This is a genomic window from Pseudomonas sp. 382 (genome assembly GCF_002759075.1).
In the GTDB taxonomy this organism is placed as follows: domain Bacteria; phylum Pseudomonadota; class Gammaproteobacteria; order Pseudomonadales; family Pseudomonadaceae; genus Aquipseudomonas; species Aquipseudomonas vlassakiae.
In genome coordinates, this window is sequence record NZ_PEMX01000031.1 from 46,300 (window position 1) to 71,880 (window position 25,581).

The window sequence follows — 25,581 nt, forward strand, 5'->3', positions numbered from 1 at the left end:
ACATGGATACCTTGAGCTACCTGGGCCAGGGCTTCGGCGTCGCCCTGTCCCCTTACAACCTGGTCACCGCCCTGTCGGGCACGCTGATTGGCACCGTGGTCGGCCTGCTGCCGGGCCTGGGCCCGATCAATGGCGTGGCCCTGCTGATCCCGATCGCCTTTGCCCTGGGCCTGCCGCCGGAGTCGGCGCTGATCCTGCTGGCCGCGGTGTACCTGGGTTGCGAATACGGCGGCCGGATCAGCTCGATCCTGCTGAACATTCCAGGCGAAGCCTCGACCGTGATGACCACCCTCGATGGTTACCCGATGGCGCGCCAGGGCCTGGCTGGCGTGGCCTTGTCGCTGTCGGCATGGAGTTCGTTCATCGGTGCGCTGATCGCCACCTGCGGCATGGTGCTGTTCGCCCCGCTGCTGGCGAAATGGGCGATTGCCTTCGGCCCTGCGGAATACTTCGTGCTGATGGTGTTCGCCATCGTCGCCCTCGGCGGCATGGCCGGTGACAAGCCACTGAAGACCTTCATAGCCGCCCTGATCGGCCTGTTCCTGTCAGCGGTCGGCATCGATGCCAACAGCGGCGTGTACCGCTTCACGGGTGACAGCGTACACCTGGCCGACGGTATCCAGTTCGTGGTGCTGGTGCTGGGCCTGTTCTCCATCAGCGAGATCCTCTTGCTGCTGGAGAAGACCCACCATGGCCACCAGGCGGTGAAAGCCACCGGGCGCATGCTGTTCAACTTCAAGGAAGCGGCCTCGGTGTTCGTGGTCAACATCCGTTGCGGTCTGCTGGGCTTCATCATGGGTGTGCTGCCGGGTGCCGGCGCGACCCTGGCCAGCGCCGTGGCCTACATGACCGAGAAACGCATCGCCGGAGAAAAGGGCAAGTTCGGCAAAGGCGACGCCCGCGGCCTGGCAGCCCCGGAAACCGCCATCGGTGCATCCTGCTGCGGCGCCCTGGTGCCGATGCTGACCCTCGGCGTTCCAGGTTCGGGCACGACGGCGGTGATGATCGGCGCGCTGACCCTGTACAACATCACCCCGGGCCCGCTGCTGTTCGAACAGCAGCCAGACATCGTCTGGGGCCTGATCGCCTCGCTGTTCATCGCCAACATCATGCTGGTGATCCTGAACATCCCGATGATCCGCATCTTCACCCGCATCCTTGCCGTGCCGAACTGGGCGCTGGTGCCGGTGATCGCGATCATCACCGCGATCGGCGTGTACGCCGTGCATGCCACCACCTTCGACCTGTTCCTGATGGTCGGCATCGGCATCATGGGCTACATCCTGCGCAAGCTGGACTTCCCGCTGTCGCCGATCCTGCTCGGCTTCATCCTCGGCGGGCTCATGGAGCAGAACCTGCGCCGGGCGCTGTCGATTTCCAACGGTGAGCTGGGCATCCTCTGGTCGAGCCCGATCAGCCTGTCGGTGTGGGTGCTGACGATCTGCATGCTGACCCTGCCGCTGCTGCGCATCTGGCGCAAGCGCAGCCTGCAGCGCCAGGCCATGGCGGATGCCTGATCGCTCACTGCCGCTGTTTGTCGCAACCGGGCTGGTCGGCCTTGCTGGCGGTTTTGCCGCCAGCAAGGTCGGCTGGCCTTTGCCGTGGATGGTCGGTGCGTTGCTGGCGATCATCCTGGTGCGCTGCCTGACGCCCTGGCAGCTGTCGGAAATCCCCAATGGCCGCAAGTGTGGGCAATGCATCATCGGTATCGGGATCGGCCTGCACTTCACCCCGGCGGTGATCGAGCAGGTCGCCAGCCACTTCGCGCTGATCTTCTTCGGCGCACTGTTTACCACGCTTTCCAGCGTGATCAGCGTTTGGCTGCTGCGGCGCACCGGTGAAGACCGCGCCACGGCGTTCTTTGCCAGCATGCCCGGTGGCTCGGGGGAGATGGTCAATCTTGGCGCTCGCAATGGCGCGGTGCTCAGCCAGGTCGCGGCGGCGCAGAGCCTGCGCGTGCTGGCCGTGGTGCTGTGCGTGCCGGCGCTGTTCAAGTACCTGCTGGGTGACGGTGTGCCGCTGAATCACGCTGGCAGTGTCAGTTGGGGCTGGCTGGCGCTGATCGTGCCACTGGGCGTGGCGCTGGGCTTCGCCTGGCAGCGCCTGCGCCAGCCCAACCCTTGGCTGTTCGGGCCGTTGCTGGTCGCCGCGTCGGTAAGCCTGGCAGGCAACCTGCAGATCGGCTTGCCCAACGGTGCCAGCCAGATCGGCCAGTGGCTGATCGGCAGCGGCCTGGCCTGCCATTTCAACCGTGCGTTCTTCCGCCGCGCCCCCTCCTTCCTCGCCCGCACACTGCTGGCCACGGCGCTGTGCATGGCGATTGCCGGCAGCGCAGCGTGGGGATTGAGCGTGCTGACCGAACTGGACCTGCGTTCGCTGACCCTGGGGATGATGCCGGGCGGCATCGCCGAGATGAGCCTGACGGCCGAGACCCTGCAGCTGTCGGTGCCGCTGGTGACGGCGCTGCAGGTGGTGCGGTTGATCCTGGTGCTGTTTCTGGCCGAGCCGTTGTTCAGACTTTGGAACACCAACACTCAGTAATCGCGTCGCCTGCTTCGCGGGGCAAGCCCGCTTCCACAGGGACTGCACAGTCCTTGAGGTCCGCGCTATCCCTGTGGGAGCGGGCTTGCCCGCGAAGAAGGCGACGCGGTTTCAGAGTGGCGGCAACGCCCAGTTGATGGGCGCCATGCCACGCTGTTCGAGGAAGCTGTTGGTGCGGCTGAAGTGTCCGCAGCCGAGGAACCCGCGATAGGCCGACAGCGGCGACGGGTGCACCGACTTGAGCACCAGGTGCCTGGTGCCATCGATCAGCTTCTGCTTGCTCTGGGCATGCGCGCCCCACAAAAGGAACACCACGTTCGGGCACTGCTCGCTGACCACCTGGATGATCCGGTCGGTAAACAACTCCCAGCCCTTCTTCGCATGCGAGGCTGCATTGGCGCGCTCTACGGTCATGGTCGTGTTGAGCAGCAGCACGCCCTGCTCGGCCCAGCTCTGCAGGTAGCCATGGCTGGCAATCGGGATGTTCAGGTCACGTTGCAGCTCTTTATAGATGTTGACCAGCGAGGGTGGCGCCGGCACGCCCGGCTGCACCGAGAAGCACAGACCATGGGCCTGGCCCGGGCCGTGATACGGGTCCTGGCCGAGGATCACCACCTTGACCTGATCCAGCGGCGTGGAGTTGAGCGCATTGAAGATCAGCGGCCCCGGCGGATAGATTTCCTTGCCGGCAGCGTACTCCTGGCGCAGGAACTCCCGCAGCTGTTGCATGTAGGGCTGGTCGAACTCGGCGCGCAGTGCAGCCTTCCAGCTGGGTTCGAGTTTGATTCGATCGTCTTCAGTCATGGGGCCATCCGTAAACAATGGCGCGACACTAGGTAAGCCATTTGCCCTTGTCAATCGATCCGACCGACGACCGGCATGATCGGCCACGCGGGCCATACTTGGGGGATGACTTGTGCGAGGTAGTCCATGGCCATTCATTGCGAGGTACTCACCGGCGCCGATGGCGCCCGAATCGGCATCGCCACACTCGATGCCCCCAAGGCGCTCAATGCCCTCAACCTGCCGATGATCGAAGTGCTTGGCGAACAGCTGCACAGTTGGGCCAGCGACCCTGGGGTCGTCTGTGTGCTGTTGCGTGGCAATGGTGCCAAGGCTTTTTGCGCCGGCGGCGATGTGCGGGCGCTGGCCCAGGCCTGCCTGGCCCGCCCCGGCAGCGTTCCTGCGCTGGCTGCGACCTTCTTTGCCGCTGAATACCACCTGGATTACCGCCTGCATACCTACCCGAAACCGCTGCTGTGCTGGGGCCACGGGCATGTGCTGGGCGGCGGCATGGGGCTGCTGCAGGGCGCCAATGTACGCATCGTCACCCCAAGCAGCCGCCTGGCCATGCCGGAAATCAGCATCGGCCTTTACCCGGATGTGGGAGCCAGCTGGTTTCTCGCCCGCCTGCCCGGCAAGCTCGGCTTGTTCCTCGGGCTGACCGGCGCACCGATCAACGCCCGAGATGCACTCGACCTGGGCCTGGCTGATCGGTTCTTCGGCGAGGAACAGCAGGAGGCATTGCTCGAGGAGCTGCTGCAATTGAACTGGCAGGAGCAGACCGACCTGCAGTTGAACAGCCTGCTCAAGGCCGAACAGCATCGTGCCTGGGCCGAACTGCCAGCGGCGCAATGGCTGCCGAGGCGCCAGGTGATCGACGAGCTGCTGGATGTGGCCGACCCGGCTGCCGCCTGGCGCGCCTTGGCAAGCCTCAAGCATCACCCTGATCCATTGCTGGCCGAGGCCGGCCAACGGCTGCATGAAGGCTGCCCGCTGACGGCGCACCTGGTCTGGGAACAGATCCGGCGTGCCCGGCACCTGTCACTGGCCCAGGTGTTCCAGATGGAGTACAGCATGAGCCTCAACTGCTGCCGACACCCGGAATTCAGTGAAGGCGTGCGCGCGCGCCTGCTGGACAAGGACAACCAGCCACGCTGGCACTGGCCCGATGTGGCGCAGGTGCCAGCGGCGGTGGTCGAGGCGCATTTCGCCAAGGTGTGGGAAGGTCGGCATCCGTTGGCCGACCTCGGGGCATGAGGCGGTCAGCGGCGCCAGTCATGGTCCCTTCCGCGCCCACGATCCGACTGACGGTCGTCATCCCCGCGGTTGTTCGAATGCCAGCGATCATGTTGGTAGCGCTGGCTGCCATCGCGATAGTCATGGCGGTCGCGATCACGGCCATAGTCGTAGCGCTGGCGATTGCCGTAGTCGTAGCGTGGATTGCCATGCCACTGGTTCATCCCCGGCGTCGGGCCCGGCCGGTAATAGGGAGCCGGTGCGGGCCGGTAGTAACGGGGCGCCGGCTGGTAGTAATAGCGCGGCTGCGGCGTCACATAGTAACGGTCATAGCGGTAATACCCCGGCGCGACATAACGATCGGTCGAATAGTATTCGGAACGGGAATAGCCACCGCCCTCATAGTAGGGCGCACAGGCGGACGTCATCAGACCCAGCAGGGCGATCAACAGAATTCGATAGGACATGGCGGCCTCCTGGACCGCTGGCGGTGCTCGAACAGCGGCGCTGGCGAGCGTCGACGCAAATGCGTTCATCGACAATGAATCAGACAACGGCACTCAGGTGCAGTGCCATTTCAGCAACAAATTGATACAGGTGTAAATAACCCTTAAAAACATGCAGTCATTTACCTGTCATCCCAATAGAATGAGCCCCCCGGCACACAATATGGGAAGATCATGCCCGCACGCTCCGCCCTGTTTTCACAGCGCTCGCTGATCCTCGCCTTGCTGTCGTTGCTGACCTGCGGCTTTCTCGCCACATCGCTGATCAGCTATTTCGCCTCGCGCAGCACAATCCGCGACGGCATCATCAATACCGAGCTGCCGCTCACCTCCGATACCGTCTATTCGGAAATCCAGAAAGACTTGATCCGCCCGGTGCTGATCGCCTCGATGATGGCCCAGGATACCTTTCTGCGCGACTGGGTACTGGCGGGTGAGCAGGACACCCAGCGCATCACTCGCTTTCTTGGCGAGGTCATGGGCAAGCAGGACACCTTCACCTCCTTCTTCGTCTCCGACCGCACCCTGACCTATTACCAGGCCAAGGGCATACTCAAGCAGGTGGTACCGGACACCTGGCGCGACGCGTGGTACTTCCGCTTGCGCGAGCTGAACGCGCCGTACGAGATCAACGTCGACCTGGACATGGCCAACCAGGACAACCTGACGGTGTTCATCAACTATCGGGTGCTGGACTACCAGCAGCGCTTCATTGGCGCCACCGGGGTGGGCCTGAGTGTCAACGCGGTGGTCAAGCTGATCGACAAGTACCAGCGCCGTTACCAGCGCTCGGTGTTGTTCACCGACGCCACGGGCAAGGTCATCCTGACCGGCTCGGAGGGAGGCCTTCATGGCCTGAAGATCGGGCAGCCCTTGACCGACAATGCCGACCTGAACGATTTGCTGGCGCAGCGTGCGACCCCCACCGAAGGCAGCCACGAGTACAAGGACAGCAAAGGCCACAGCCACTTCCTCAATGTGCGGCAATTGCCTGAACTGGGCTGGTACCTGCTGGTCGACAAGCGCGAGACCGGAGCCCTGGACCCTATTCGCCACTCGCTGTACCTGAACCTGGTGATCTGCGCGATGATCACCCTGGTCGTTCTGTTGCTGCTCAATGGCATGCTCAGGCGCCACCAAGCCAGTACCGAGGCGCTGGCGGCCCTCGACAGCCTGACCGGGCTGCCCAACCGGCGCAGCTTCGACCTGCTGGCCGCCCAGGCCCTGCAGGAGGCCCAGCGCGATTGCGCGCCGCTGGCCGCCTTGCTGATCGATCTCGATCACTTCAAGGTGCTCAACGATACCCATGGCCACCTGGCCGGCGACGAAGTGCTGCGCCAGTTTGCCAACGTGCTGCAGGGCAGCCTTCGGCAGTCGGATATACTCTGCCGCTGGGGCGGTGAGGAATTCATCGTGCTGCTGCGCGAGGCCGAGGGCCGGCAGGCCATCGACGTGGCAGAGAAGATCCGCCGTCGTACCGAGCAATTCACGTTCAGTTACGAAGGCCAACCTTTGCCCCTCACCACCAGTATCGGCCTGAGCGCCTTGCAGCCCGGTGATACGCTGCACGCCCTGCTGACCCGCGCCGACCGTGCGCTTTATCGTGCCAAGCAGGCCGGCCGCAACCGCGTCTGCAGTGAAACACCCGGAACCGGACATGAATGACAACCAGCACTGCCCCGCCTGCGGTGCCCTCAACCAGTGCAGCCTGGCCGACCCTCGCAGCGCCACCCAGGCCTGTTGGTGCTATGGCGTGACCATCGACCCCGCCGTACTCCAGGCCCTGCCTGCCGAACTGCGCGACAAGGCCTGCCTGTGCCCACGCTGCGCCGCCGTGCAAGACCAGCTTGAAACTGCAAGTGGGCCCGACTGTTTTGCTCGATATTAAGAGTTGCCGCGATCCCTGTGGCAGCGGCTTTAGCCGCGAAGCAGGCGACACGCTGCCTGGCACCGGCTTTGCCGATGTTCGCGGCTGAAGCCGCTCCCACAACGTTCTCCTTGAGTCAGATACTTACATGCGCCTCGACCGCTTCCTCGCCAACCTGCCCTGCTACAACCGTCAGCAAGTGCGCCTGCTGCTGGTGCAGCGCCGGGTGCGCCTGGACCATGAAGTGGTCAGCGACCCCAAGGCAGAGGTCCGGGCATTCAGCCGCGTGGAGGTGGACGGGCAACTGCTGCAGGCCGGCCGCCCCGCACGTTACCTGATGCTGCACAAGCCCGCGGGCTGCGTCAGCGCCACGCAAGACCCGCAGCACCGCACCGTGCTCGACCTGCTGCCCGGCGAATTGCGCGAGGACCTGCACATCGCCGGGCGCCTGGACTTCAACACCACCGGCCTGATGATCCTGACCAACGACGGCCAGTGGTCGCGGCGCTTGACCCAACCGGCCACCAAGCTGCCCAAGCACTACCTGGTGGTAACCGAAGACGAGATCGGCGCGCACTATGTTGCCAAGTTCAGCGAAGGGTTCTATTTCGCCTTCGAAGACCTGACCACCCTGCCCGCCCGACTCGACATCCTTGGCCCGCGTCAGGCACGGCTGGCCATCGTCGAAGGACGCTACCACCAGATCAAGCGCATGTTCGGCCATTTCGACAACAAAGTGGTTGGCCTGCATCGCGAAAGCATGGGCACGATCCAGCTCGATCCGGGCCTGCAACCTGGCCAATTCAGGGCTCTGACAGCGGACGAAATCGCTTCGGTCCGAATGCCGTAATACCGCCATACGACCGCTGAGCGGCCCGAGTCACAAATTTGCGCAAACGGCACTTGCGGGATCGCTGTGCCACTGCTTGACTCCTAGCTTGTCAGTCCGCGAGTGACCACTCAGTCACGCCTGCCGTTCATGACACCTTTTGCCGGCCACCCGAAGCCCAGATGCCTTGGGGCACGGCAAATTGCCCGCCACAACAATATCGTCGACAAATGTGCCAAGGATCGACACAGGGCCCCCCGATTTATTCAGGCGAATGCCTACCTGTCATAAAGAACGTGCACCCTAGGTGACGCGATTACCCTTTTTGCGCCAGGAGTCGATGACATGAGGCCAGAAATCGCTGTACTTGATATCCAAGGTCAGTATCGGGTTTACACGGAGTTCTATCGCGCGGATGCGGCCGAAAAGACGATCATCCTGATCAATGGGTCGCTGGCCACCACCGCCTCGTTTGCCCAGACGGTGCGCAACCTGCACCCGCATTTCAATGTTGTGCTGTACGACCAGCCCTATGCCGGCAAGTCCAAGCCACACAACCGCCAGGAACGGCTGATCAGCAAGGAGGACGAGGCGCAGATCCTTCTCGAACTGATCGATCGCTTCCAGTGCGATCACGTCATGTCCTTCTCCTGGGGCGGGGCCTGCACGCTGCTGGCGCTGGCGCACCAGCCGCGGCGGGTGAAGAAGGCGGTGGTCAGCTCGTTCTCGCCGATCATCAACGAGCCGATGCGCGACTACCTTGAGCGTGGTTGCCAGTATCTGGCCGCCTGTGATCGCTACCAGGTCGGCAACCTGGTCAACGACACCATCGGCAAGTACCTGCCATCACTGTTCAAGCGCTTCAATTACCGGCATGTCAGCGGCCTGGACAGCCATGAGTACGCGCAGATGCACTTCCACATCAACGAAGTGCTGCAGCGTGACTTGCAACGGGCGTTGAACGGCGCGCGCAACATCGACATCCCGGTGCTTTTCATCAACGGTGAGCGCGACGAATACACCACGGTCGAAGATGCACGGGAATTCGGCAAGCATATAGGCAACAGCCAGTTCAGCGTGATCCGCGATGCTGGCCACTTCCTCGACATGGAACACAAGGCAGCCTGTGATGACACCCGTAACGCCATGCTCGGGTTCCTCAAGCCGACCATGCGCGAGGCCCGTCAACGCAGTCACGCATACATCCAGCAGGGGCAGCATGCATTGGCCATCTGAGCGCATCGGCGCCCCGACACCCGCAGGTCACGGGGCGCCGACAAGCTTTTTTATAACGTGGGCTTCTAATTCGGAGAGGGTTCTGGTAAAAAGTCCAGCGCAGACGCGGGTATAGTTTAGTGGCAAAACGAAAGCTTCCCAAGCTTTAGTTGAGGGTTCGATTCCCTCTACCCGCTCCACATCGTGCATTTCCCCGCATGGCGTTCAGCAACGTCATCGCTGTCAAAAGGAGCCCAAGGCTCCTTTTTTCGTTTCTGCCCTTTCATTGATATGGCCCATGGCCGCGTTCGATACCTTCCGCTTCAATTCGCATGCAAGCGAAACGGCGTGGGGCGCATATGCTTCATGGAACCGTGAAACATTTCGAAAGGACGACGCATGTTTCTGTCCCGCTGGCTACCCGGCCTTGCCAACCTCCTGCACTACCGTCGTGAATGGTTCCAGCCCGACCTCCAGGCCGGGCTGTCGGTGGCCGCGATCCAGATCCCCATCGCCATCGCCTACGCGCAGATCGTCGGCCTGCCGCCGCAATACGGCCTGTATGCCTGCGTGCTGCCAATGATGGTCTATGCCCTGATCGGCAGCTCGCGGCAGTTGATGGTCGGCCCGGACGCCGCCACCTGCGCCATGATCGCGGGCGCCGTGGCGCCACTGGCCATGGGCGACCCGCATCGCATTGCCGAACTGTCGGTGATCGTCACCGTGCTGGTTGGGGTGATGCTGATTGTCGCCGGCCTGGCGCGCGCCGGGTTCATCGCCAGCTTCTTCTCGCGGCCGATTCTGATCGGTTACCTCAACGGCATCGGCCTGAGCCTGATTGCCGGGCAACTGTCGAAGGTCGTGGGGTTCAAGATCGAGGGTGACGGCTTCATCCTCAGCGTGGTGAATTTCTTCCAGCGCCTGAACGAGATCCACTGGATGACCCTGGCCATCGGCCTGGCCGGGCTGGCGCTGCTGGTCTGGCTGCCGCGCCGCTACCCGCGCCTGCCAGCGGCCCTGGTGACCGTGGCGATCTTTACATTGCTGGTCGGCCTGCTCGGCCTCGACCGTTTTGGCGTCGCCATTCTCGGGCCCGTGCCGTCCGGCATCCCCACGCTTGCCTGGCCGCACAGCAACCTCGGTGAAACCAAGAGCCTGCTGCGCGATGCCCTGGGCATCGCCACCGTAAGCTTCTGCAGCGCGATGCTCACCGCGCGCAGCTTCGCCGCACGCCACGGCTATGCGATCAACGCCAACCACGAGTTCGTCGCCCTTGGCGTGAGCAACCTGGCCGCCGGCATCTCCCAAGGGTTTGCCATCAGCGGCGCCGACTCGCGCACGGCAGTCAATGACATGGTCGGCGGCAAGAGCCAGCTGGTCGGCATCATCGCTGCACTGGTCATCGCCTTGATCCTGCTGTTCTTCACCGCACCCATGGCGTGGATCCCGCAGGCGGTACTGGGCGCCGTGCTGCTGATGGCCGGCTGGGGCCTGATCGACATCAGGTCGCTGGGCAGCATCAGGCGCCTGAGCCGCTTCGAGTTCTGGCTGTGCCTGCTGACCACAGTCGGCGTGCTCGGTCTGGGCGTGCTGCCGGGCATCGTGTTTGCCGTGACCCTGGCGATCCTGCGCCTGCTCTACACCATCTACCAGCCCACCGACGCCGTACTAGGCTGGCTGCCGGGCACCGAAGGCCAGGTCGACATCCGCAAGCACAAGGACGCCCGTACCGTACCGGGCCTGGTGGTATACCGCTTCGACGACGCGATCCTGTTCTTCAACGCCGACTATTTCAAGATGCGCCTGCTCGAAGCGGTGCAAAGCCAGGCCCAGCCTCAGGCAGTGCTGTTCGATGCGGAAGCGGTGAGCAGCATCGACGTCAGCGGCATCGCCGCACTGCGCGAAGTGCGCGACACCCTGACGGCACAAGGCATCCACTTCGCCATCGCCCGCGCACGCGGCACCTTTTTGCGCATGCTGGTGCGTTCGGGACTGGCGCGGGAAATGGAAGACAAGCTGCTGTTCGGCTCGGTGCGAGCAGGGATACGCGCGTATCGGGTCTGGCGGAACAGGAGTCGCAAGGAGCCAGTGGCTAAATAAAGAAGCGGACTGCAGCGCAGCCGGAGCCCTCTTTCGTCATGCGGGTCTTGTGCAGCTTGTTCCGGCCTCTTCGCGGGAGCGGGTTTACCCGCGAAGAGGCCGGAACAAGCAGTACAAGGTGGCAATGCAAACACCAACCCTCGCTCACCTTGCACGACATGCTAAAGTCCCCGCCGTTTCCCGCGCCACCGAACGGACCGCACATGCCAGCTCTCGACGCCCGCCTCGCCTCATGGCCAGACCTCAACCAGCGCCACCCGTGCCCAGCCCTGCTGCTGGGCAACGGCGCCAGTCGTGCGCTGTGGAAACCGTTCGGCTACTTCTCGCTGTACGAGGAAGCCCAACGCGCCGGGCGCAAGAAGGGTCTGGCGATCAGCGACCAGGCCTTGTTCAAGTCGCTGGGCACCGAGTTGTTCGAGCCGGTACTGAGCACCCTGAATCACACCGTGCGCGCCAACGCCGCCCTGGCCATCAACTCCACCGCGCCGCTGAACCGCTATTACTCGATCAAGGAAGGCCTGATCCACGCCATTCGCACCCTGCACCTGCCCTGGCCGCTGGTGCCCGCTGCCACCTTGGCGTCGATCAACCAGGCCTTGCGCGAGTACCGCAGCGTCTACACCAGCAACTACGACCTGATCCTGCCATGGGCCCTGCAGCACAACCCTCAGGGCTTTGCCGCGCTGTTCGACGATCAGGGTTTCTTCGACGTACGCCGCACCCGCAGCCAAGGTACCCGTGTGCTGCACCTGCACGGCGGCCTGCACCTGCTCAAGCTGCCCGACGGCAGCACCCGCCAGCGCAGCGCCGACAGCGCCGAGCTGCTGGACGGTTTTGCGGTGAACATTCCGGGTGAAGTACCGTTGTTCATCAACGAAGACCGCAGCGACGAGAAACTGCGCGCCATTCGCAACTCAGATTACCTGGCGTGGGGCTTGGCTCAACTGGCACAGGAAAGCCAGGGTTTATGCCTTTTCGGGCAGCACCTGGACAGTACTGACCAGCACCTGGTCGAAGCCATTCGCCAGGCGCGGCCGGCCCACCTGTCGATTGCCATACGGCCGTTGAGCGAGGCATCGGTGATCAACCAGAAGCAGCACTTCGTCGAACGGTTCGGGGATATGACCGGGACGGCGCTGCACTTCTTCGATGCCAGCACGCATCCGTTGGGGTTCGAAGAACTCGCTATCGAAGTACCGGCAGCTCGTCGCTAGATATCCCGAGCTGTAATCAGATCAGCTTATCCGCCCGCAACAGGGTCTCCAGGCAATGCTCCTGCACCCCGTAAAACGCCTTGAGCTGTTCGATCTTCTCCAGCAAGGCTGCGTTGTCCCCCACCTGCCGGCGCTTCACTGCAAGAATCATCTTGTTCTTGTTGGTGTGTTCCAGGGAGATGAACTCGAACACCTTGGTCTCGTAGCCACAGGCTTCCAGATACAGCGCACGCAAACTGTCGGTGAGCATCTCGGCCTGCTGCCCCAGGTGCAGGCCGTATTGCAGCATTGGCTGCAGCAACCCGGGGCTGTGCAGTTGTGGGCGGATCTGTTTGTGGCAGCATGGCGAACACATGATGATCGCGGCGTTGCAGCGGATACCCGTGTGGATGGCGTAGTCAGTGGCGATATCGCAGGCGTGCAGTGCAATCATCACCTCGATGGCCTCGGGCACCACACTGCGCACGTCGCCGCACTGGAATTCCAGGCCCGGGTGCTCCAGGCGTTGCGCAGCGGCATTGCACAGGTCGACCATGTCCTGGCGCAATTCCACCCCGGTCACCTGCGCCTGGCGGGACAGGGTATTGCGCAGGTAGTCATGCATGGCGAAGGTCAGGTAGCCCTTGCCCGACCCGAAATCAGCTACCCGCAGCGCCTGATCAGCCGCCAGCGGGGCGTTGGCCAGGGCATGGTCAAAGACTTCGATGAACTTGTTGATCTGTTTCCACTTGCGCGACATGGACGGGATCAGTGCACCATGGGCATCGGTCACGCCCAGGTCACGCAGGAACGGCCGCGTCAGCTCCAGGTAGCGTTTTTTCTCGCGGTCATGGCCGCTATTGGCAACCGCTTCACGGGGGGCCTGCGCGCCGTGGCGCTGAAGCATCGGCTTGCCCTTCTTGCTGAAGGTCAGCTGCACTTCGCCGTCTGCATCGAACAGGTGGGCGTTGCGGAAGCTTGCCGGCAGCAACTCGGCGACCAGCGCCTGGGCCTGGTCCAGCGGCAGGTTGCGGGTGATGTCGCGGGTCTGGTGCCGGTAGACCAAGGACAGCTGGGCCTTGCCCTTCACCTGCAAAGGCTTGGCGATGATGCGCTGCAAGGTCTGATCGGCACCGACATGGCGCGCCAGCACCAGCTTGACCAAGGTGCTGCCGTGCAGCGCGGCACTCAGCAGGTCGAGGAACTGGGCGCGGGCATCCGGCGCGGGGGAAGCGGAAGTACTGGCGGACATGGAAAACGGGTGCCTCGGATAGCAGGGGCGCGTTGCGCAATGCCGCGCATTCTACACCCTGCAGCCGCCGCTTCAGTCGAGAATCACCAGACGGTTGGGCAGTTCGTTGCGTGCATGGGTGCGAGGCACCTGTTGGCACAGCAGTTCGCCGCAGGCTTCGATGCATTCGACAAAACCCTGCAAGGTACGCCCTTGGCGCACCTGCTCGGCCAAACGCGCAACCATCGCCGCCCGGACCTGCGCATCGAGATGGCGATCGATCCCCTGGTCGACGAGGATTTCCACATGCCGCTCCGCCTCGGCGACAAAGATCAGTACTCCCGTGGCGCCCTCCGTGCGCTCCAGGTTCTGCTCTCGAAATTGCTGGCGCGCCAGGCTCGAGGCGCGCCAGCGGCGCAAGGTGGCCGGAATCAGCCACGCAGCCACACGAGGGCTACGCAGCAACAGGCAAAGACCGATGAACAACAGCACATTGGCTACCAGCAGCCCACGCACGCCCGGCCAGCCCAGCAGCCAGTGCAGCAGGCCAGGCACGGCCAGCGCCAGCACCGCAGCCCAGAACAGCGGCAGGTAGGCGTAATCATCGGCTCGTCGCGCCAGGACGGTTACCAGTTGCGCGTCGGTGCGCCGCTCGACGCGGGCAATGGCTTCGGCCACCTGGCGGCGTTCGTATTCGTTGAGGGGCGTCATGCCTTCGGTCTCTCAAGCGTTCTTATAGTTGTTTTCCCGGCACTCGGGGCTTCCTCCGCAGCCGACATATTCAGGCATAATCCGCTGCTGGATGAATTACCGGCGAATCGTACAACAATAGCCGCCTGAAAACTTCGGCCATGCACGTATCCGTTGGGTACGGCAAAGCCTCGACAATGGAATTGATGATGAAACTGTCTTTGCTGGGCCTGGCCATGGGCCTTGCCAGCCAGGCGGCCCTTGCCGCCCCATCCGCCCCGCCCCTGCAGGACAAGCAGGCGTTCATCGATCATCTGATCAGCCAGATGACCGAAGCCGAAAAGATCGGCCAGCTGCGCCTGATCAGCATCGGCCCGGACATGCCCCGCGACAAGATCCGCGAAGAAATCGCCGCCGGGCGCATCGGCGGTACCTTCAACTCGCGTACCGCCCCCGAGAACCGGCCGATGCAGGACGCCGCCATGCGCAGCCGCCTGAAGATCCCGATGTTCTTCGCCTACGACACCATCCATGGCGAGCGCACCATCTTCCCGATCGGCCTGGGCCTGGCCGCCAGCTGGGACATGGATGCCATCGCCAAGGTCGGCCGCACCTCGGCCATCGAAGCGTCGGCCGACGCCCTGGACATGACCTTCGCGCCAATGGTCGACACCGCCCGCGACCCGCGCTGGGGCCGTACCAGTGAAGGCTTCGGCGAAGATACCTACCTGACCTCGAAGATCGGCCAGGTAATGGTCCGCTCGTTCCAGGGCAGCAGCCCGGCCAACGCCGACAGCATCATGGCCATCGTCAAGCACTTCGCCCTGTATGGCGCGGTGGAAGGCGGGCGCGACTACAACACGGTGGATATGAGCCTGCCGAAGATGTACAACGACTACCTGCCGCCCTACCGCGCCGCGCTCGACGCCGGTGCTGGCGGGGTGATGGTAGCGCTGAACTCGATCAACGGCGTGCCAGCCACTTCCAACACCTGGCTGATGAACGACCTGCTGCGCAAGCAATGGGGCTTCAAGGGCGTGACCATCAGCGACCACGGCGCCATCCAGGAGCTGATCCGCCACGGTGTTGCCCGCGACGGCCGCGAAGCTGCCAAGCTGGCGATCAAGGCCGGCATCGACATGAGCATGAACGACACCCTGTACGGCGAGGAACTGCCAGGGCTGCTGAAGTCCGGCGAAGTGACCCAGCAGGAGTTGAACCAGGCCGTGCGCGAGGTGCTCGGCGCCAAATACGACATGGGCCTGTTCAAGGACCCGTACGTGCGCATCGGCAAGGCCGAAACCGACCTGAAAGACTACTACGCCGAAGACCGTCTGCACCGCGACGTCGCCCGCGACGTGGCACGCCGCAGCCTGGTGCTGCTGGAAAACCGCAACCAGACGCTACCGCTGAAAAAGGCCGGTACCATCGCATTGGTCGGCCCGCTGGCCGATGCGCCGATCGACATGATGGGCAGCTGGGCCGCCGACGGCAAGCCGATGCACTCGGTCACCGTGCGCGAAGGCCTGCGCCGCGCCGTCGAGGGCAAGGCGAAGCTTGTGTATGCCAAAGGCTCAAACGTCACTGGCGACAAGGCGATCCTCGACTACCTGAACTTCCTCAACTTCGATGCCCCGGAAATCGTCGATGACCCACGCCCTGCGGCCGTGCTGATCGATGAAGCGGTCAAGGCTGCCAGGCAGTCCGATGTGGTCGTGGCCGTGGTCGGTGAGTCCCGTGGCATGTCCCACGAGTCGTCGAGCCGAACCACCCTGGAAATCCCCGCCAGCCAGCGCGAGCTGATCAAGGCCCTGAAAGCCACCGGCAAGCCGCTGGTACTGGTGCTGATGAACGGCCGCCCGCTGTCGATCAGCTGGGAGCGTGAACAGGCCGACGCCATCCTCGAAACCTGGTTCTCCGGCACCGAAGGCGGCAACGCCATCGCTGACGTGCTGTTCGGCGATTACAACCCGTCGGGCAAGCTGGCAATCACCTTCCCGCGCTCGGTCGGGCAAATCCCGATGTACTACAACCACACCCGCATCGGCCGCCCATACACCCCCGGCAAGCCAGGCAACTACACCTCGCAGTATTTCGAAGAACCCAACGGCCCGCTGTACCCGTTCGGCTATGGCCTGAGCTACAGCAGCTTCGAGCTGTCGGGCCTGGCCCTGTCGAGCAAGGACCTCAAGCGTGGCGACACCCTGGAGGCCAAGGTGACGGTGAAGAACACCGGCAAGCTTGACGGCGAGACCGTGGTGCAGCTGTACCTGCAGGATGTTTCGGGGTCGATGAGCCGCCCGGTCAAGGAGCTGAAGAACTTCCAGAAGCTGATGCTCAAGGCCGGCGAATCGCGGACCCTGTCCTTCCGCATCAGCGAGGACGACCTGAAGTTCTACAACGGCCAGCTACAGCGAGTGGCCGAGCCTGGCGAGTTCAATGTGCAGGTTGGGCTGGACTCCGAGGCGGTGCAACAAAAGAGTTTCGAACTGCTGTAACTGAAAGGTTGCCTGTACCGGCCCTTTCGCGGGCTTGCCCGCTCCCACAGGTACTGCACGAGCCCATTGGGCTGTGAGTATCCTGTGGCAGCGGGCAAGCCCGCGAAGAGGCCAGGCCTGATATCCCTGAATCCGGATCCGCCCCATGCCCTTGTCCTTTCGCGCCCTGCGTCTGGGGCTGATCACCCTGCTCATCGTACTCGGCACTGTGCTCAGCGCCGGCTGGGCCATGCACCAGGCCAAGCGCCAGGCCATGGAAGACGACGCCCGCCGCGCCAGCCAGCAACTGGTGCTGTACGCCAACGCCCTGCACACCCTGATCGATCGCTACCGCGCCCTGCCCGCCGTGCTGGCACTGGACCCGGAACTGATCGAGGCCTTGCGCGGCCCGGTCAGTGAGCAAACGCAACACGCGCTCAACCTCAAGCTCGAACGCATCAACGGCGCCGCCAACTCTTCTACCCTGGAGCTGCTCGACCGTACCGGGCTGGCCGTGGCCGCGAGCAACTGGCGCCTGCCGACCACCTACGTTGGCTCCAATTATGGCTTTCGTCCCTACTTCAAGCAGGCCCGCAGCCAGGGCAGTGGCCGCTTCTATGCGGTTGGCGTGACCAGCGGTGTGCCGGGCTATTTCCTGGCCAGCGCGGTCAGCGATGAACAGGGGCGCTTCCTCGGCGCCATGGTGGTCAAGCTGGAGTTCCCCGAGCTCGAACGCGAATGGCGCCAGGGCAGTGACATCCTGCTGGTCAGTGACGCCCGGGGCATCACCTTCATCGCCAACCAGGAAGGCTGGCGCTACCGCCAACTCAAGCCACTCACAGGCGCCGACCGCGCCGAGCTGGCCGAAACCCGCCAGTACGACAAGCAGCCGCTGGTGCCGCTTCAGCATCAGGTGCTGACTCGCTTCGCCAGCAACAGTCATCTGAGCCGGGTGCAGAGCCCCGATGGCAGCGCCGAATTCCTTTGGGAGAGCCTGCCGCTGGAAGGCGAAGACTGGACCTTGCACCTGCTGCGCAGCCCCCAGGTCGAAGCTGCCGGTCGCAACGCTGCACTGGGTGCTGCAGCGGTGTGGCTGAGCCTGGTGTTCGCTGCGCTGTTCGTCAGCCAGCGTCTGCGCCTGGCGCGCCTGCGCCAGCGCAGCCGCGAAGAGCTCAAGCGCCAGGTCGAGGAACGTACGCGCGAGCTGCGCACCGCCCAGGAAGGCTTGGTGCAAGCGGCCAAACTGGCTGCGCTGGGGCAGATGTCGGCGGCCATGGCCCACGAGATCAACCAGCCGCTGACGACCCAACGCATGCAACTGGAAACCCTGCGTCTGTTGCTTGACCACGGCCGTTACGACGACGCGCGCAAGGCCCTCGAACCGCTGGAGCAAATGCTCACGCGCATGGCTGCCCTGACCAGCCATCTGAAGACCTTCGCCCGCAACAGCCCGGTCGGCCTGCGTGAACGCCTCGACCTGGCCACCGTGGTCGACCAGGCCCTGCACTTGCTGGACACTCGCATACGCAGTGAGGAAGTCGAAGTGGCCCTGTACCTGGCACGCCCGGCCTGGGTCCGGGGCGATGCCATCCGCCTCGAACAGGTATTGATCAACCTGCTGCGCAACGCCCTCGATGCCATGGCCGACAAACGCTACAGGCGCCTGGAGGTCCGCATCGAACCGGATAATGGGCAGTGGCGCCTCAGCGTGCTGGACTCCGGCGGCGGCATTGCCGAAGCTGACCTGGCCAAGGTCTTCGACCCGTTCTTCACCACCAAGCCGGTAGGTGAAGGCCTGGGCCTGGGCCTGGCGATTTCCTATGGCATCATCGTCGAAGCTGGCGGCCAGTTACACGCCGAGAACCTGCCGGGCGGCGCCCGGTTGAGCATGACCCTGCCCCGTGACCTGGAGCCTGTATGTTGAATTCAGTGATCGTCGTCGATGATGAAGCCAGCATCCGCACGGCGGTCGAGCAATGGCTAAGCCTGTCGGGCTTCAGCGTGCAACTGTTCGCCCGTGCCGAAGACTGCCTGGCCCAGCTGCCCGCGCATTTTGCCGGGGTGATCATCAGCGACGTGCGCATGCCGGGCATGGGTGGCCTGCAGCTGCTCGAACGCCTGCAGGGGGATGACCCGGACCTGCCGGTGATCCTGCTGACCGGCCATGGAGACGTGCCAATGGCGGTCGAAGCGATGCGCAACGGCGCCTATGACTTCCTGGAAAAGCCGTTTACACCGCAACATTTGCTGGGCAGCCTGCGCCGCGCACTGGAGAAACGCCAGCTGGTCCTGGAGAACCGACGGCTGCACGAGCAGGCCGACCTCAAGTCACGCCTGGAAACGACCCTGCTGGGCATGTCCCAGGGCTTGCAGCAGTTGCGCCGACAGGTGCTGGACCTGGCCAGCCTGCCGGTCAATGTGCTGATCCGCGGCGAGACCGGTAGCGGCAAGGAGCGCGTAGCGCGTTGCCTGCACGACTTCGGCCCGCGTGCCGAAAAACCGTTTGTCGCGCTCAACTGCGCGGCCATCCCTGAAGCGCTGTTCGAAGCCGAACTGTTCGGCCACGAAAGCGGCGCCTTCACCGGCGCCCAGGGCAAACGCATCGGCAAGCTGGAATACGCCAACGGCGGTACGGTATTCCTCGACGAGATCGAGAGCATGCCGCTGGCCCAGCAGGCCAAACTGTTGCGGGTGATCCAGGAGCAGAAGCTGGAGCGGCTGGGGGCTAACCAGAGCATCAGCGTCGACTTGCGGATCATTGCCGCTACCAAGCCCGATTTGCTTGAAGAAGCCCGTGCCGGGCGTTTCCGCGAGGACCTGGCCTATCGCCTGAACGTGGCGGAACTGCGCCTGGCGCCGCTGCGTGAACGGCGTGAGGATATCCCGCTGTTGTTCGAGCATTTCGCCCGTGCGGCCGCGACCAAGCTGGGGCGCACGGCGCCCGCTCTGAGCGGTGCGCAACTGGCGCAGCTGCTGTCCCATGACTGGCCGGGCAATGTGCGTGAGCTCGCCAATGCCGCGGAGCGGCATGCCCTGGGGTTGGGTTCGCCGAACATCGAGGTAGCGCCTGCCGGTCAGTCGTTGGGTGAACAGATGGAAGCGTTCGAGGCCCAGTGCCTGCGTGCTGCCTTGCGCCAGCATGCGGGGGAGATCAAGGCGGTGATGGAGGCCTTGCAGCTGCCTCGGCGCACGCTGAACGAAAAGATGCAGCGCCACGGTTTGGTCCGCGAGGCATTCGTCGAGCGGGAATAGGCGGAAATCCGCTTATCGACGGATCTTGATCGGCGAAAATCCGCTTATCCCTGCGCGATTTCGGGGGCTGCTGGGCAGCCCATCGCGGGCACGCCCGCTGCCACACAGAACTGCGCCGCGCCAGGTAACACGCGGTTCCCGTGACGCTGCAACGCCCCCATTTGGATCGCTACGCACCCATTTGGCACACCTTCTGCTATTGCCCAGGCAAGCTGCGCTTCGGCGCGCTCCACAAAAACAACGAGAAGGTATCCCTGATGGATAACGCCACCTCCCTGCCAGCCGGGGCGGCCGTCACGCCCGCCGCTGAAAAAACCACCGCCAGCCGCCTGAAGTCGATCTTCAGTGGTTCCATCGGCAATATGGTCGAATGGTACGACTGGTACGTCTACGCCGCGTTCTCGCTGTACTTCGCCAAAGCCTTCTTCCCCGCCGGCGACTCCACCGCCCAGTTGCTCAACACCGCTGCGATCTTCGCCGTGGGCTTCCTGATGCGCCCGATCGGTGGCTGGCTGATGGGCCTGTACGCCGACCGCAAGGGGCGCAAGGCTGCACTGATGGCTTCGGTGCTGCTGATGTGTGCCGGCTCCCTGGTGATCGCCCTGACCCCCGGCTATGAAACCATCGGCGTCGCCGCGCCGATCCTGCTGGTCATCGCACGCCTGATGCAGGGCCTGTCGGTGGGCGGCGAATACGGGACCTCGGCCACCTACCTCAGCGAGATGGCCAGCAAGGACCGCCGTGGCTTCTTCTCCAGTTTCCAGTACGTGACGCTGATTTCCGGCCAGCTCATCGCCTTGGCGGTACTTATCATCCTGCAACAGACCCTGACCACCGAGCAGCTGTATGCCTGGGGCTGGCGCGTACCCTTCGTGATCGGTGCCCTGTGCGCAGTGGTTGCCCTGTACCTGCGCCGCGGCATGGAAGAAACGGCGTCTTTCACCAAGAAGGAAAAGGCCAAGGAAAGCCTGATGCGCACCCTCATGCGCCACCCCAAGGAGCTGCTGACCGTGGTCGGCCTGACCATGGGCGGCACGCTGGCCTTCTACACCTACACCACCTACATGCAGAAGTACCTGGTCAACACCGTAGGCATGAGCATCAGCGATTCGACCACCATCTCGGCGGCCACCCTGTTTCTGTTCATGTGCCTGCAGCCGGTGATCGGTGGCCTGTCCGACAAGATCGGCCGTCGTCCGATCCTGATCGCTTTCGGCGTGCTCGGCACCTTGTTTACCGTGCCGATCCTCAGCACCTTGCACACCATCCAGACCTGGTGGGGCGCGTTCTTCCTGATCATGGCAGCGCTGATCATCGTCAGCGGCTACACCTCGATCAACGCAGTGGTGAAGGCCGAGCTGTTCCCTACCGAAATCCGCGCCTTGGGTGTTGGCCTGCCGTACGCGCTGACCGTGTCGATCTTCGGCGGCACCGCCGAGTACGTGGCGCTGTGGTTCAAGAGCGTCGGCATGGAAAGCGGCTTCTACTGGTACGTCACGGCGTGCATCGCTTGCTCGCTGCTGGTGTATGCGACCATGAAGGACACCAAGCAGCATTCGCGGATTACCACTGACTGAATGCCATTGCGTAATGAAAAAGGGCGCCTTCTCGAGGGCGCCCTTTTTATTTGTCAAACACCCGTAATCAGGACATTTCCAGCACCTGGCGCGGCTCACGCTTCTGGGACCAGCTCGCCATCAGCACCAGCACCAGCAGCACACCGCCCAGCACTGCGGAAGAACCGATGGTGCCGAAATCCAGCCCGCCCTTCTCATGCGGCTTGGTCAGGACGTCGCCAAGGGTCGCGCCGAACGGACGGGTCAGCACGAAGGCCACCCAGAACAACACCACACCGGGAATGCGCGTCCAGTATCGGGCCAGTACCACCAGAGCGATGGCACTGCCAACCAGCAGTGCACCGCCAGCAAAGCCCAGACCTGAGTCATCCGCCAGGTAGTCACCCAGCGCGGTACCCAGGGTGTTGGAGAACAGGATGGCGATCCAGTAATAGATTTCACCGGTGCGGTTCTTGATGCGGGTGACGTCGAGTGGGTTGCCGCTCAGGCGCCAGACCAGGAAGGTCAGCAGCAGGATGCCGATCAGGATTGCCGAACCTGCGGCATAACCCAGGCCCAGGGTGCGGTCCATGAAGTCAGACATGGTGGTGCCAGCCGTGCTGGTGGACAGAATCACCAGCCAATACAGCATCGGATGATAACTGCGCGAAAACAGCTGACCGAACAAGGTCACCAGAAACACGCTGATCAGCACCATCGAACTGACGGCATAACCCACGTTAAGGGTCATCGACAGCAGATCACCGGCAGTTTCGCCAAGGGTGGTGGCGCAGATCTTCATGACCCAGAAGGCCAAAGTGATTTGCGGGAGTTTGTTCATCGTTTGCCGCTCCGGAATTGAGTGCGGCGATGGTGCTGAGCAGCGCCTGAAAAATCGGTTGGCGATATATGAAAAAAGCGTTCATACGCTGTTACAAATTAAGATTTTGCGTTCTTAACCAGCGATTAATCCACCACCCGCAATCTGCAGTGGCTGGCGAAGCATTGCGCTCGCCTGGGCATAACACACCTCATCGACAAGCTTGAGCAAACGCTGGGCGGCAAAGCGCACGGCCTAGATATCTACTAATTCGATTTTTAAACGCTATTTTTTGCGCTTTTTAATCAAGTTAATAGGCGTAGCATTAACCCCATAGAAACAAACAACCTCTCGAATCCAAAGGAGCAACAACCATGAAAAGCAAACTGATCCTCACCCTGGCCCTCTCGGTATTCGCTGCTGGCGCTTTTGCCGAAGATGGTTTTGATCGCACCAATGCCCACACTTTCGCCGCCGCTCAATCTCAATCGGCCAGCTACGCCGAAGACGGTTTCGACCACACTGGCGCACAACGCTTCGCCGAAGACGGCTTTGACCGCACTGGCGGCCAACGCTTCGCCGAAGACGGCTTCGACCGCACTGGCGGCCAACGCTTCGCCGAAGACGGCTTCGACCGCACTGGCGGCCAACGCTTCGCCGAAGACGGCTTCGACCGCACCAACGCCCACCGCATCAGCTAACCCTGTTGTGCGCTACCAGCCCGGCCTCAGCCGGGCTTGATCATTTCCAGACGGCCGAAGGCTTGGCACACTAGGCGCCTCGTTCCAAGGATGCTGGCAGATGTACTACTACGAACCCGCCAAAGGCCACGGCCTGCCCCACGACCCATTCAATGCCATCGTCGGCCCGCGCCCGATCGGCTGGATCTCCTCACAGAGCCGGGACGGCCAGCTGAACCTCGCGCCGTACAGCTTCTTCAATGCCTTCAACTACATTCCACCGATCATCGGGTTCTGCAGCGTCGGGCGCAAAGACAGCCTGAACAACATCGAGCAGACCGGTGAGTTCGTCTGGAACCTGGCTACCCGGCCACTGGCCGAGCAGATGAACCAAAGTTGCGCGGCCGTTGCCGCCGATATCAACGAGTTCGAACTGAGCGGCCTGACTGCGGTGGCATCGAACATCGTCAAGGTGCCGCGCGTTGGCGAAACGCCAGTGGCCTTCGAATGCAAGGTGAGCCAGATCGTCCAGCTCAAGCGCGCCGATCAGGCACTGGTGCCGAGCTGGTTGATCCTGGGTGAAGTGGTGGCGGTGCACATTGCCGAACACCTGCTGAAGAACGGTATCTACGACACCGCTGCCGCCGAACCGATCCTGCGTGGCGGTGGCCCGGCGGATTACTTCGAGTTGGGCAACCTGTTCAAGATGGCTCGCCCACAGGCCTGATCACCAGATCAGTTCGCCTTCCTCGCCCACGCCCTGCAGGCGTGCGAGCTCGGCGCAGGCGGCTTCGTCAGCCGCCACGGCGCTTTTGAACACTTGTTCGTCGAGTACCTTGTGAAAGCGCGGCGCGCCGCCCATGCCCAGGGCCTTGACCGCGATAGCGGCGTGGTAGCCGCCGCCTTCCACCGGGACCATCGCCGAAACCGCTTCGAAATGCGGGAATTCTCTACGTGCCATGTTGCCTTCCGCCTGTTGATCGAAGGGCGGCATTCTAACCGTGTTTCAATCGAAGGTATGCAAGTCGAGGCTGCTGACGACCTGCGCCTGGACCAGTTCACCGAACACATCCAGGGTAGGTGAGGCGAAATAACCACTCATCGCCTGCTGATCTCGCCAGCTACCGCTGAGCAGCCACAGGTCGGCGTCGGCCTGGGAACGCTGCACGCTGAAGCTCAGGCAACCCGGGGTACGTAATGACGGCTCCAGCAGGTCGCGCAGGCGGGCGCCGAGTTCTGCGGAGCGACCGCTGCTGGCACGGATGAAAGCCAGATGGGTGACCGGTTGTCGTAGGGTCATTGCACGATCTCCTTGAAGCAAGCGGGCGGAAATACCAGGCTGCCAAGATTAGGGGCTGGCGCACGCGACGCGTTAGGCCATTACTGCTCGGCGATTGCCTGATCCTGCAGCGCGGCAGGATCAGGCAATCGACGTGCAGCTTTCGACTAGCGCCTGTCATTGCCCAAACCTATGCTGCGTCGGTCAGCAGAGGAAAGCCATCATGACCACAGTCCCGTCCATCGACCCGACACTGGAAGTACAACGCCAGGAACTGGCCGACCTGATCCGCAGGCACGCCGGTGAGCCCTACGGCCCCGCCTCGGCCATCGACGACCTGTATCTGGTGCGCTACACCGAAAACGTCCGATCGGTGCCGACCCTGGCACAACCGGCGTTGTGCATCCTGGCGCAAGGCAGCAAGAGCCTGTTCCTCGGCGACGAGCAATACGCCTACGACCCGTTGCATTACATGGTGGTGTCGGTGACCTTGCCGCTGAGCGCGGTGCGGCTGGACGCCAGCCCGGAGCACCCCAGCCTTGGCTTGCGCATGGACCTCGACCCGGCCGAAATCAGCCAGCTGATCGCAGAGAGCGGGCCGATGCTGGTGCCCAACCTGCCCTCCGGTCGCGGCCTGTATGTGGAACGCACCGATCCGCAGCTGCTCGACGCGCTGCTGCGGCTGGTCCGCTTGCTGGATGCCCCGCGCGACATCGGCATGCTGGCGCCGCTGATTCGTCGCGAGATTCTTTACCGCCTGCTACGTGGGCCGCAGGGTTATCGCCTGTACGAAATCGCCTTGGCCAACAGCCAGACTCACCGGGTGAGCCAGGCCATCACCTGGCTCAACCAGAACTTCCAGCAGCCGCTGCGCATCGAGGACCTGGCGCGCGAGGTCAACCTCAGCATCTCGACCCTGCATCACCGCTTCAAGGCCGTGACCTCAATGAGCCCGCTGCAATACCAGAAGCAACTGCGCCTGCAGGAAGCGCGGCGGCTGATGCTCAACGACGGCCTGGAAGCAGCGGTGGCGGCCTACCGGGTGGGGTACGAAAGCCCGTCGCAGTTCAGCCGCGAGTACAGCCGGCTGTATGGCGCACCGCCGATTCGAGATGTGGCGCGGTTGCGCGCCAGCGCCGGTTGAAGAATCACGTGAACCTGCACCGGCCTCTTCGCGGGTAAACCCTCTCCCACAGGATTGGACTGCCCCCAAGAAGTTGGACACCAATCCAACCCTTGGGGGATTCATGGCCAAGTACACTGAGCAGTTCAAGCTCACAGCAATCACTGCCTATTTGGATGGCAGCAACGGTTTCCGTACGGTAG

At 63.2% G+C, this 25,581-nt stretch carries 23 protein-coding genes and 1 tRNA gene; 17 read left to right on the forward strand and 7 right to left on the reverse strand.

Features of this window, described 5'->3' with window-relative positions; all coding sequences use genetic code 11:
• The first annotated feature begins 2 nt into the window (after nt 1-2).
• Nucleotides 3-1,517 (forward strand): tripartite tricarboxylate transporter permease, encoded by a 1,515-nt coding sequence (locus CQW31_RS24835; protein WP_099815634.1) that lies wholly within the window; start codon nt 3-5, stop codon nt 1,515-1,517.
• Entirely contained in the window at nt 1,510-2,541 is a 1,032-nt protein-coding gene (locus CQW31_RS24840; RefSeq protein WP_054885018.1) for an AbrB family transcriptional regulator, read from the forward strand. Before CQW31_RS24835 ends, CQW31_RS24840 begins: the two co-directional genes overlap by 8 nt.
• 111 nt (nt 2,542-2,652) lie before the next feature.
• On the opposite strand, the gene ung is transcribed toward CQW31_RS24840, so the two are convergent.
• The gene (gene ung / locus CQW31_RS24845) at nt 2,653-3,345 is read right to left on the reverse strand and encodes a uracil-DNA glycosylase (protein WP_054885019.1); all 693 of its coding nucleotides are present in this window, start codon (nt 3,343-3,345) and stop codon (nt 2,653-2,655) included.
• Nucleotides 3,346-3,471: 126 nt separating this feature from the next.
• On the opposite strand from ung, the gene CQW31_RS24850 reads away from it, so the two are divergent.
• Nucleotides 3,472-4,581 carry an enoyl-CoA hydratase/isomerase family protein gene (locus tag CQW31_RS24850; RefSeq protein ID WP_099815635.1) on the forward strand — a complete coding sequence of 370 codons (1,110 nt, stop codon included), beginning with the start codon at nt 3,472-3,474 and terminating at the stop codon, nt 4,579-4,581.
• Nucleotides 4,582-4,586: 5 nt separating this feature from the next.
• Here CQW31_RS24850 and CQW31_RS24855 read toward each other — a convergent pair whose 3' ends face one another.
• Entirely contained in the window at nt 4,587-5,027 is a 441-nt protein-coding gene (locus tag CQW31_RS24855; RefSeq protein WP_054885021.1) for a hypothetical protein, read from the reverse strand.
• Nucleotides 5,028-5,240: 213 nt separating this feature from the next.
• On the opposite strand from CQW31_RS24855, the gene CQW31_RS24860 reads away from it, so the two are divergent.
• The 7 genes from CQW31_RS24860 to CQW31_RS24890 all read left to right on the forward strand — a co-directional run bounded on the left by CQW31_RS24860 (nt 5,241) and on the right by CQW31_RS24890 (nt 12,291).
• The gene (locus CQW31_RS24860) at nt 5,241-6,731 is read left to right on the forward strand and encodes a sensor domain-containing diguanylate cyclase (protein WP_099815636.1); all 1,491 of its coding nucleotides are present in this window, start codon (nt 5,241-5,243) and stop codon (nt 6,729-6,731) included.
• Nucleotides 6,724-6,954, forward strand: coding sequence for a cysteine-rich CWC family protein (locus CQW31_RS24865; protein ID WP_099815637.1), 231 nt, complete (start codon nt 6,724-6,726; stop codon nt 6,952-6,954). The genes CQW31_RS24860 and CQW31_RS24865 overlap by 8 nt, the downstream gene beginning before the upstream one ends.
• Nucleotides 6,955-7,081: 127 nt before the next feature.
• Complete coding sequence (locus tag CQW31_RS24870; protein WP_099815638.1) at nt 7,082-7,783, forward strand: pseudouridine synthase; 702 nt, start codon at nt 7,082-7,084, stop codon at nt 7,781-7,783.
• A 324-nt stretch (nt 7,784-8,107) separates the two neighbouring features.
• Nucleotides 8,108-8,998, forward strand: a complete 891-nt coding sequence (locus tag CQW31_RS24875) for an alpha/beta fold hydrolase (protein WP_054885025.1) — start codon at nt 8,108-8,110, stop codon at nt 8,996-8,998.
• 105 nt (nt 8,999-9,103) lie between these two features.
• Nucleotides 9,104-9,177 (forward strand) — tRNA-Gly (locus tag CQW31_RS24880).
• Between the two features lie 199 nt (nt 9,178-9,376).
• Complete coding sequence (locus tag CQW31_RS24885; RefSeq protein ID WP_054885026.1) at nt 9,377-11,077, forward strand: SulP family inorganic anion transporter; 1,701 nt, start codon at nt 9,377-9,379, stop codon at nt 11,075-11,077.
• A gap of 203 nt (nt 11,078-11,280) precedes the next feature.
• A complete protein-coding gene (locus CQW31_RS24890) occupies nt 11,281-12,291 on the forward strand; it encodes a DUF4917 family protein (RefSeq protein ID WP_054885027.1) in 1,011 nt (336 codons plus the stop codon).
• A 16-nt stretch (nt 12,292-12,307) separates the two neighbouring features.
• Here the strand turns inward: CQW31_RS24890 and CQW31_RS24895 are convergent, their stop codons facing one another.
• Together CQW31_RS24895 and CQW31_RS24900 are read right to left on the reverse strand one after the other, a co-directional pair.
• Nucleotides 12,308-13,522 carry an SAM-dependent methyltransferase gene (locus CQW31_RS24895; RefSeq protein WP_099815639.1) on the reverse strand — a complete coding sequence of 405 codons (1,215 nt, stop codon included), beginning with the start codon at nt 13,520-13,522 and terminating at the stop codon, nt 12,308-12,310.
• Between the two features lie 72 nt (nt 13,523-13,594).
• Nucleotides 13,595-14,212, reverse strand: coding sequence for a TPM domain-containing protein (locus tag CQW31_RS24900; protein ID WP_054885029.1), 618 nt, complete (start codon nt 14,210-14,212; stop codon nt 13,595-13,597).
• A 185-nt stretch (nt 14,213-14,397) separates the two neighbouring features.
• Here CQW31_RS24900 and bglX point away from each other — a divergent pair, with 185 nt between their 5' ends.
• The 4 genes from bglX (at nt 14,398) to CQW31_RS24920 (ending at nt 21,497) form a co-directional block, all read left to right on the forward strand.
• Nucleotides 14,398-16,689, forward strand: coding sequence for a beta-glucosidase BglX (gene bglX / locus CQW31_RS24905; RefSeq protein WP_099815640.1), 2,292 nt, complete (start codon nt 14,398-14,400; stop codon nt 16,687-16,689).
• Between the two features lie 145 nt (nt 16,690-16,834).
• Entirely contained in the window at nt 16,835-18,592 is a 1,758-nt protein-coding gene (locus CQW31_RS24910; protein ID WP_099815641.1) for an ATP-binding protein, read from the forward strand.
• Nucleotides 18,586-19,920 (forward strand): sigma-54 dependent transcriptional regulator, encoded by a 1,335-nt coding sequence (locus CQW31_RS24915; protein WP_099815642.1) that lies wholly within the window; start codon nt 18,586-18,588, stop codon nt 19,918-19,920. The genes CQW31_RS24910 and CQW31_RS24915 overlap by 7 nt, the downstream gene beginning before the upstream one ends.
• A 257-nt stretch (nt 19,921-20,177) precedes the next feature.
• Nucleotides 20,178-21,497 (forward strand): MFS transporter, encoded by a 1,320-nt coding sequence (locus CQW31_RS24920; protein WP_099815645.1) that lies wholly within the window; start codon nt 20,178-20,180, stop codon nt 21,495-21,497.
• A 67-nt stretch (nt 21,498-21,564) separates the two neighbouring features.
• Here CQW31_RS24920 and CQW31_RS24925 read toward each other — a convergent pair whose 3' ends face one another.
• Nucleotides 21,565-22,317 carry a hypothetical protein gene (locus CQW31_RS24925; protein WP_054885031.1) on the reverse strand — a complete coding sequence of 251 codons (753 nt, stop codon included), beginning with the start codon at nt 22,315-22,317 and terminating at the stop codon, nt 21,565-21,567.
• Between the two features lie 353 nt (nt 22,318-22,670).
• Between CQW31_RS24925 and CQW31_RS24930 the strand changes: the two genes are divergently transcribed.
• Both CQW31_RS24930 and CQW31_RS24935 read left to right on the forward strand, forming a co-directional pair.
• On the forward strand, nt 22,671-22,997 hold the full coding sequence (locus CQW31_RS24930) for a hypothetical protein (protein ID WP_054885032.1): 327 nt from the start codon (nt 22,671-22,673) through the stop codon (nt 22,995-22,997).
• A 100-nt stretch (nt 22,998-23,097) separates the two neighbouring features.
• Nucleotides 23,098-23,703: a flavin reductase family protein gene (locus tag CQW31_RS24935; RefSeq protein WP_054885033.1), complete on the forward strand. Its 606-nt coding sequence runs from the start codon at nt 23,098-23,100 to the stop codon at nt 23,701-23,703.
• Here the strand turns inward: CQW31_RS24935 and CQW31_RS24940 are convergent, their stop codons facing one another.
• Both CQW31_RS24940 and CQW31_RS24945 read right to left on the reverse strand, forming a co-directional pair.
• The gene (locus tag CQW31_RS24940; RefSeq protein WP_099815646.1) at nt 23,704-23,937 is read right to left on the reverse strand and encodes a hypothetical protein; all 234 of its coding nucleotides are present in this window, start codon (nt 23,935-23,937) and stop codon (nt 23,704-23,706) included.
• 45 nt (nt 23,938-23,982) lie between these two features.
• Nucleotides 23,983-24,276, reverse strand: a complete 294-nt coding sequence (locus tag CQW31_RS24945; RefSeq protein WP_054885035.1) for a putative quinol monooxygenase — start codon at nt 24,274-24,276, stop codon at nt 23,983-23,985.
• 202 nt (nt 24,277-24,478) lie between these two features.
• Between CQW31_RS24945 and CQW31_RS24950 the strand changes: the two genes are divergently transcribed.
• A complete protein-coding gene (locus CQW31_RS24950; RefSeq protein WP_099815643.1) occupies nt 24,479-25,399 on the forward strand; it encodes an AraC family transcriptional regulator in 921 nt (306 codons plus the stop codon).
• Nucleotides 25,400-25,581 lie beyond the last annotated feature (182 nt).

Bases quoted from the DNA above. Each gene is read 5' to 3' on its own strand.
- CQW31_RS24885 (WP_054885026.1), top strand. From the start codon at position 9,377: ATGTTTCTGTCCCGCTGGCTACCCGGCCTTGCCAACCTCCTGCACTAC.
- CQW31_RS24915 (WP_099815642.1), top strand. From the start codon at position 18,586: ATGTTGAATTCAGTGATCGTCGTCGATGATGAAGCCAGCATCCGCACG.
- CQW31_RS24835 (WP_099815634.1), top strand. From the start codon at position 3: ATGGATACCTTGAGCTACCTGGGCCAGGGCTTCGGCGTCGCCCTGTCC.
- CQW31_RS24855 (WP_054885021.1), bottom strand. From the start codon at position 5,027: ATGTCCTATCGAATTCTGTTGATCGCCCTGCTGGGTCTGATGACGTCC.
- CQW31_RS24890 (WP_054885027.1), top strand. From the start codon at position 11,281: ATGCCAGCTCTCGACGCCCGCCTCGCCTCATGGCCAGACCTCAACCAG.
- CQW31_RS24940 (WP_099815646.1), bottom strand. From the start codon at position 23,937: ATGGCACGTAGAGAATTCCCGCATTTCGAAGCGGTTTCGGCGATGGTC.
- CQW31_RS24895 (WP_099815639.1), bottom strand. From the start codon at position 13,522: ATGTCCGCCAGTACTTCCGCTTCCCCCGCGCCGGATGCCCGCGCCCAG.
- CQW31_RS24840 (WP_054885018.1), top strand. From the start codon at position 1,510: ATGCCTGATCGCTCACTGCCGCTGTTTGTCGCAACCGGGCTGGTCGGC.
- bglX (WP_099815640.1), top strand. From the start codon at position 14,398: ATGATGAAACTGTCTTTGCTGGGCCTGGCCATGGGCCTTGCCAGCCAG.
- CQW31_RS24860 (WP_099815636.1), top strand. From the start codon at position 5,241: ATGCCCGCACGCTCCGCCCTGTTTTCACAGCGCTCGCTGATCCTCGCC.
- CQW31_RS24930 (WP_054885032.1), top strand. From the start codon at position 22,671: ATGAAAAGCAAACTGATCCTCACCCTGGCCCTCTCGGTATTCGCTGCT.
- CQW31_RS24875 (WP_054885025.1), top strand. From the start codon at position 8,108: ATGAGGCCAGAAATCGCTGTACTTGATATCCAAGGTCAGTATCGGGTT.
- CQW31_RS24945 (WP_054885035.1), bottom strand. From the start codon at position 24,276: ATGACCCTACGACAACCGGTCACCCATCTGGCTTTCATCCGTGCCAGC.
- CQW31_RS24925 (WP_054885031.1), bottom strand. From the start codon at position 22,317: ATGAACAAACTCCCGCAAATCACTTTGGCCTTCTGGGTCATGAAGATC.
- ung (WP_054885019.1), bottom strand. From the start codon at position 3,345: ATGACTGAAGACGATCGAATCAAACTCGAACCCAGCTGGAAGGCTGCA.
- CQW31_RS24850 (WP_099815635.1), top strand. From the start codon at position 3,472: ATGGCCATTCATTGCGAGGTACTCACCGGCGCCGATGGCGCCCGAATC.
- CQW31_RS24900 (WP_054885029.1), bottom strand. From the start codon at position 14,212: ATGACGCCCCTCAACGAATACGAACGCCGCCAGGTGGCCGAAGCCATT.
- CQW31_RS24935 (WP_054885033.1), top strand. From the start codon at position 23,098: ATGTACTACTACGAACCCGCCAAAGGCCACGGCCTGCCCCACGACCCA.
- CQW31_RS24870 (WP_099815638.1), top strand. From the start codon at position 7,082: ATGCGCCTCGACCGCTTCCTCGCCAACCTGCCCTGCTACAACCGTCAG.
- CQW31_RS24950 (WP_099815643.1), top strand. From the start codon at position 24,479: ATGACCACAGTCCCGTCCATCGACCCGACACTGGAAGTACAACGCCAG.
- CQW31_RS24865 (WP_099815637.1), top strand. From the start codon at position 6,724: ATGAATGACAACCAGCACTGCCCCGCCTGCGGTGCCCTCAACCAGTGC.
- CQW31_RS24920 (WP_099815645.1), top strand. From the start codon at position 20,178: ATGGATAACGCCACCTCCCTGCCAGCCGGGGCGGCCGTCACGCCCGCC.
- CQW31_RS24910 (WP_099815641.1), top strand. From the start codon at position 16,835: ATGCCCTTGTCCTTTCGCGCCCTGCGTCTGGGGCTGATCACCCTGCTC.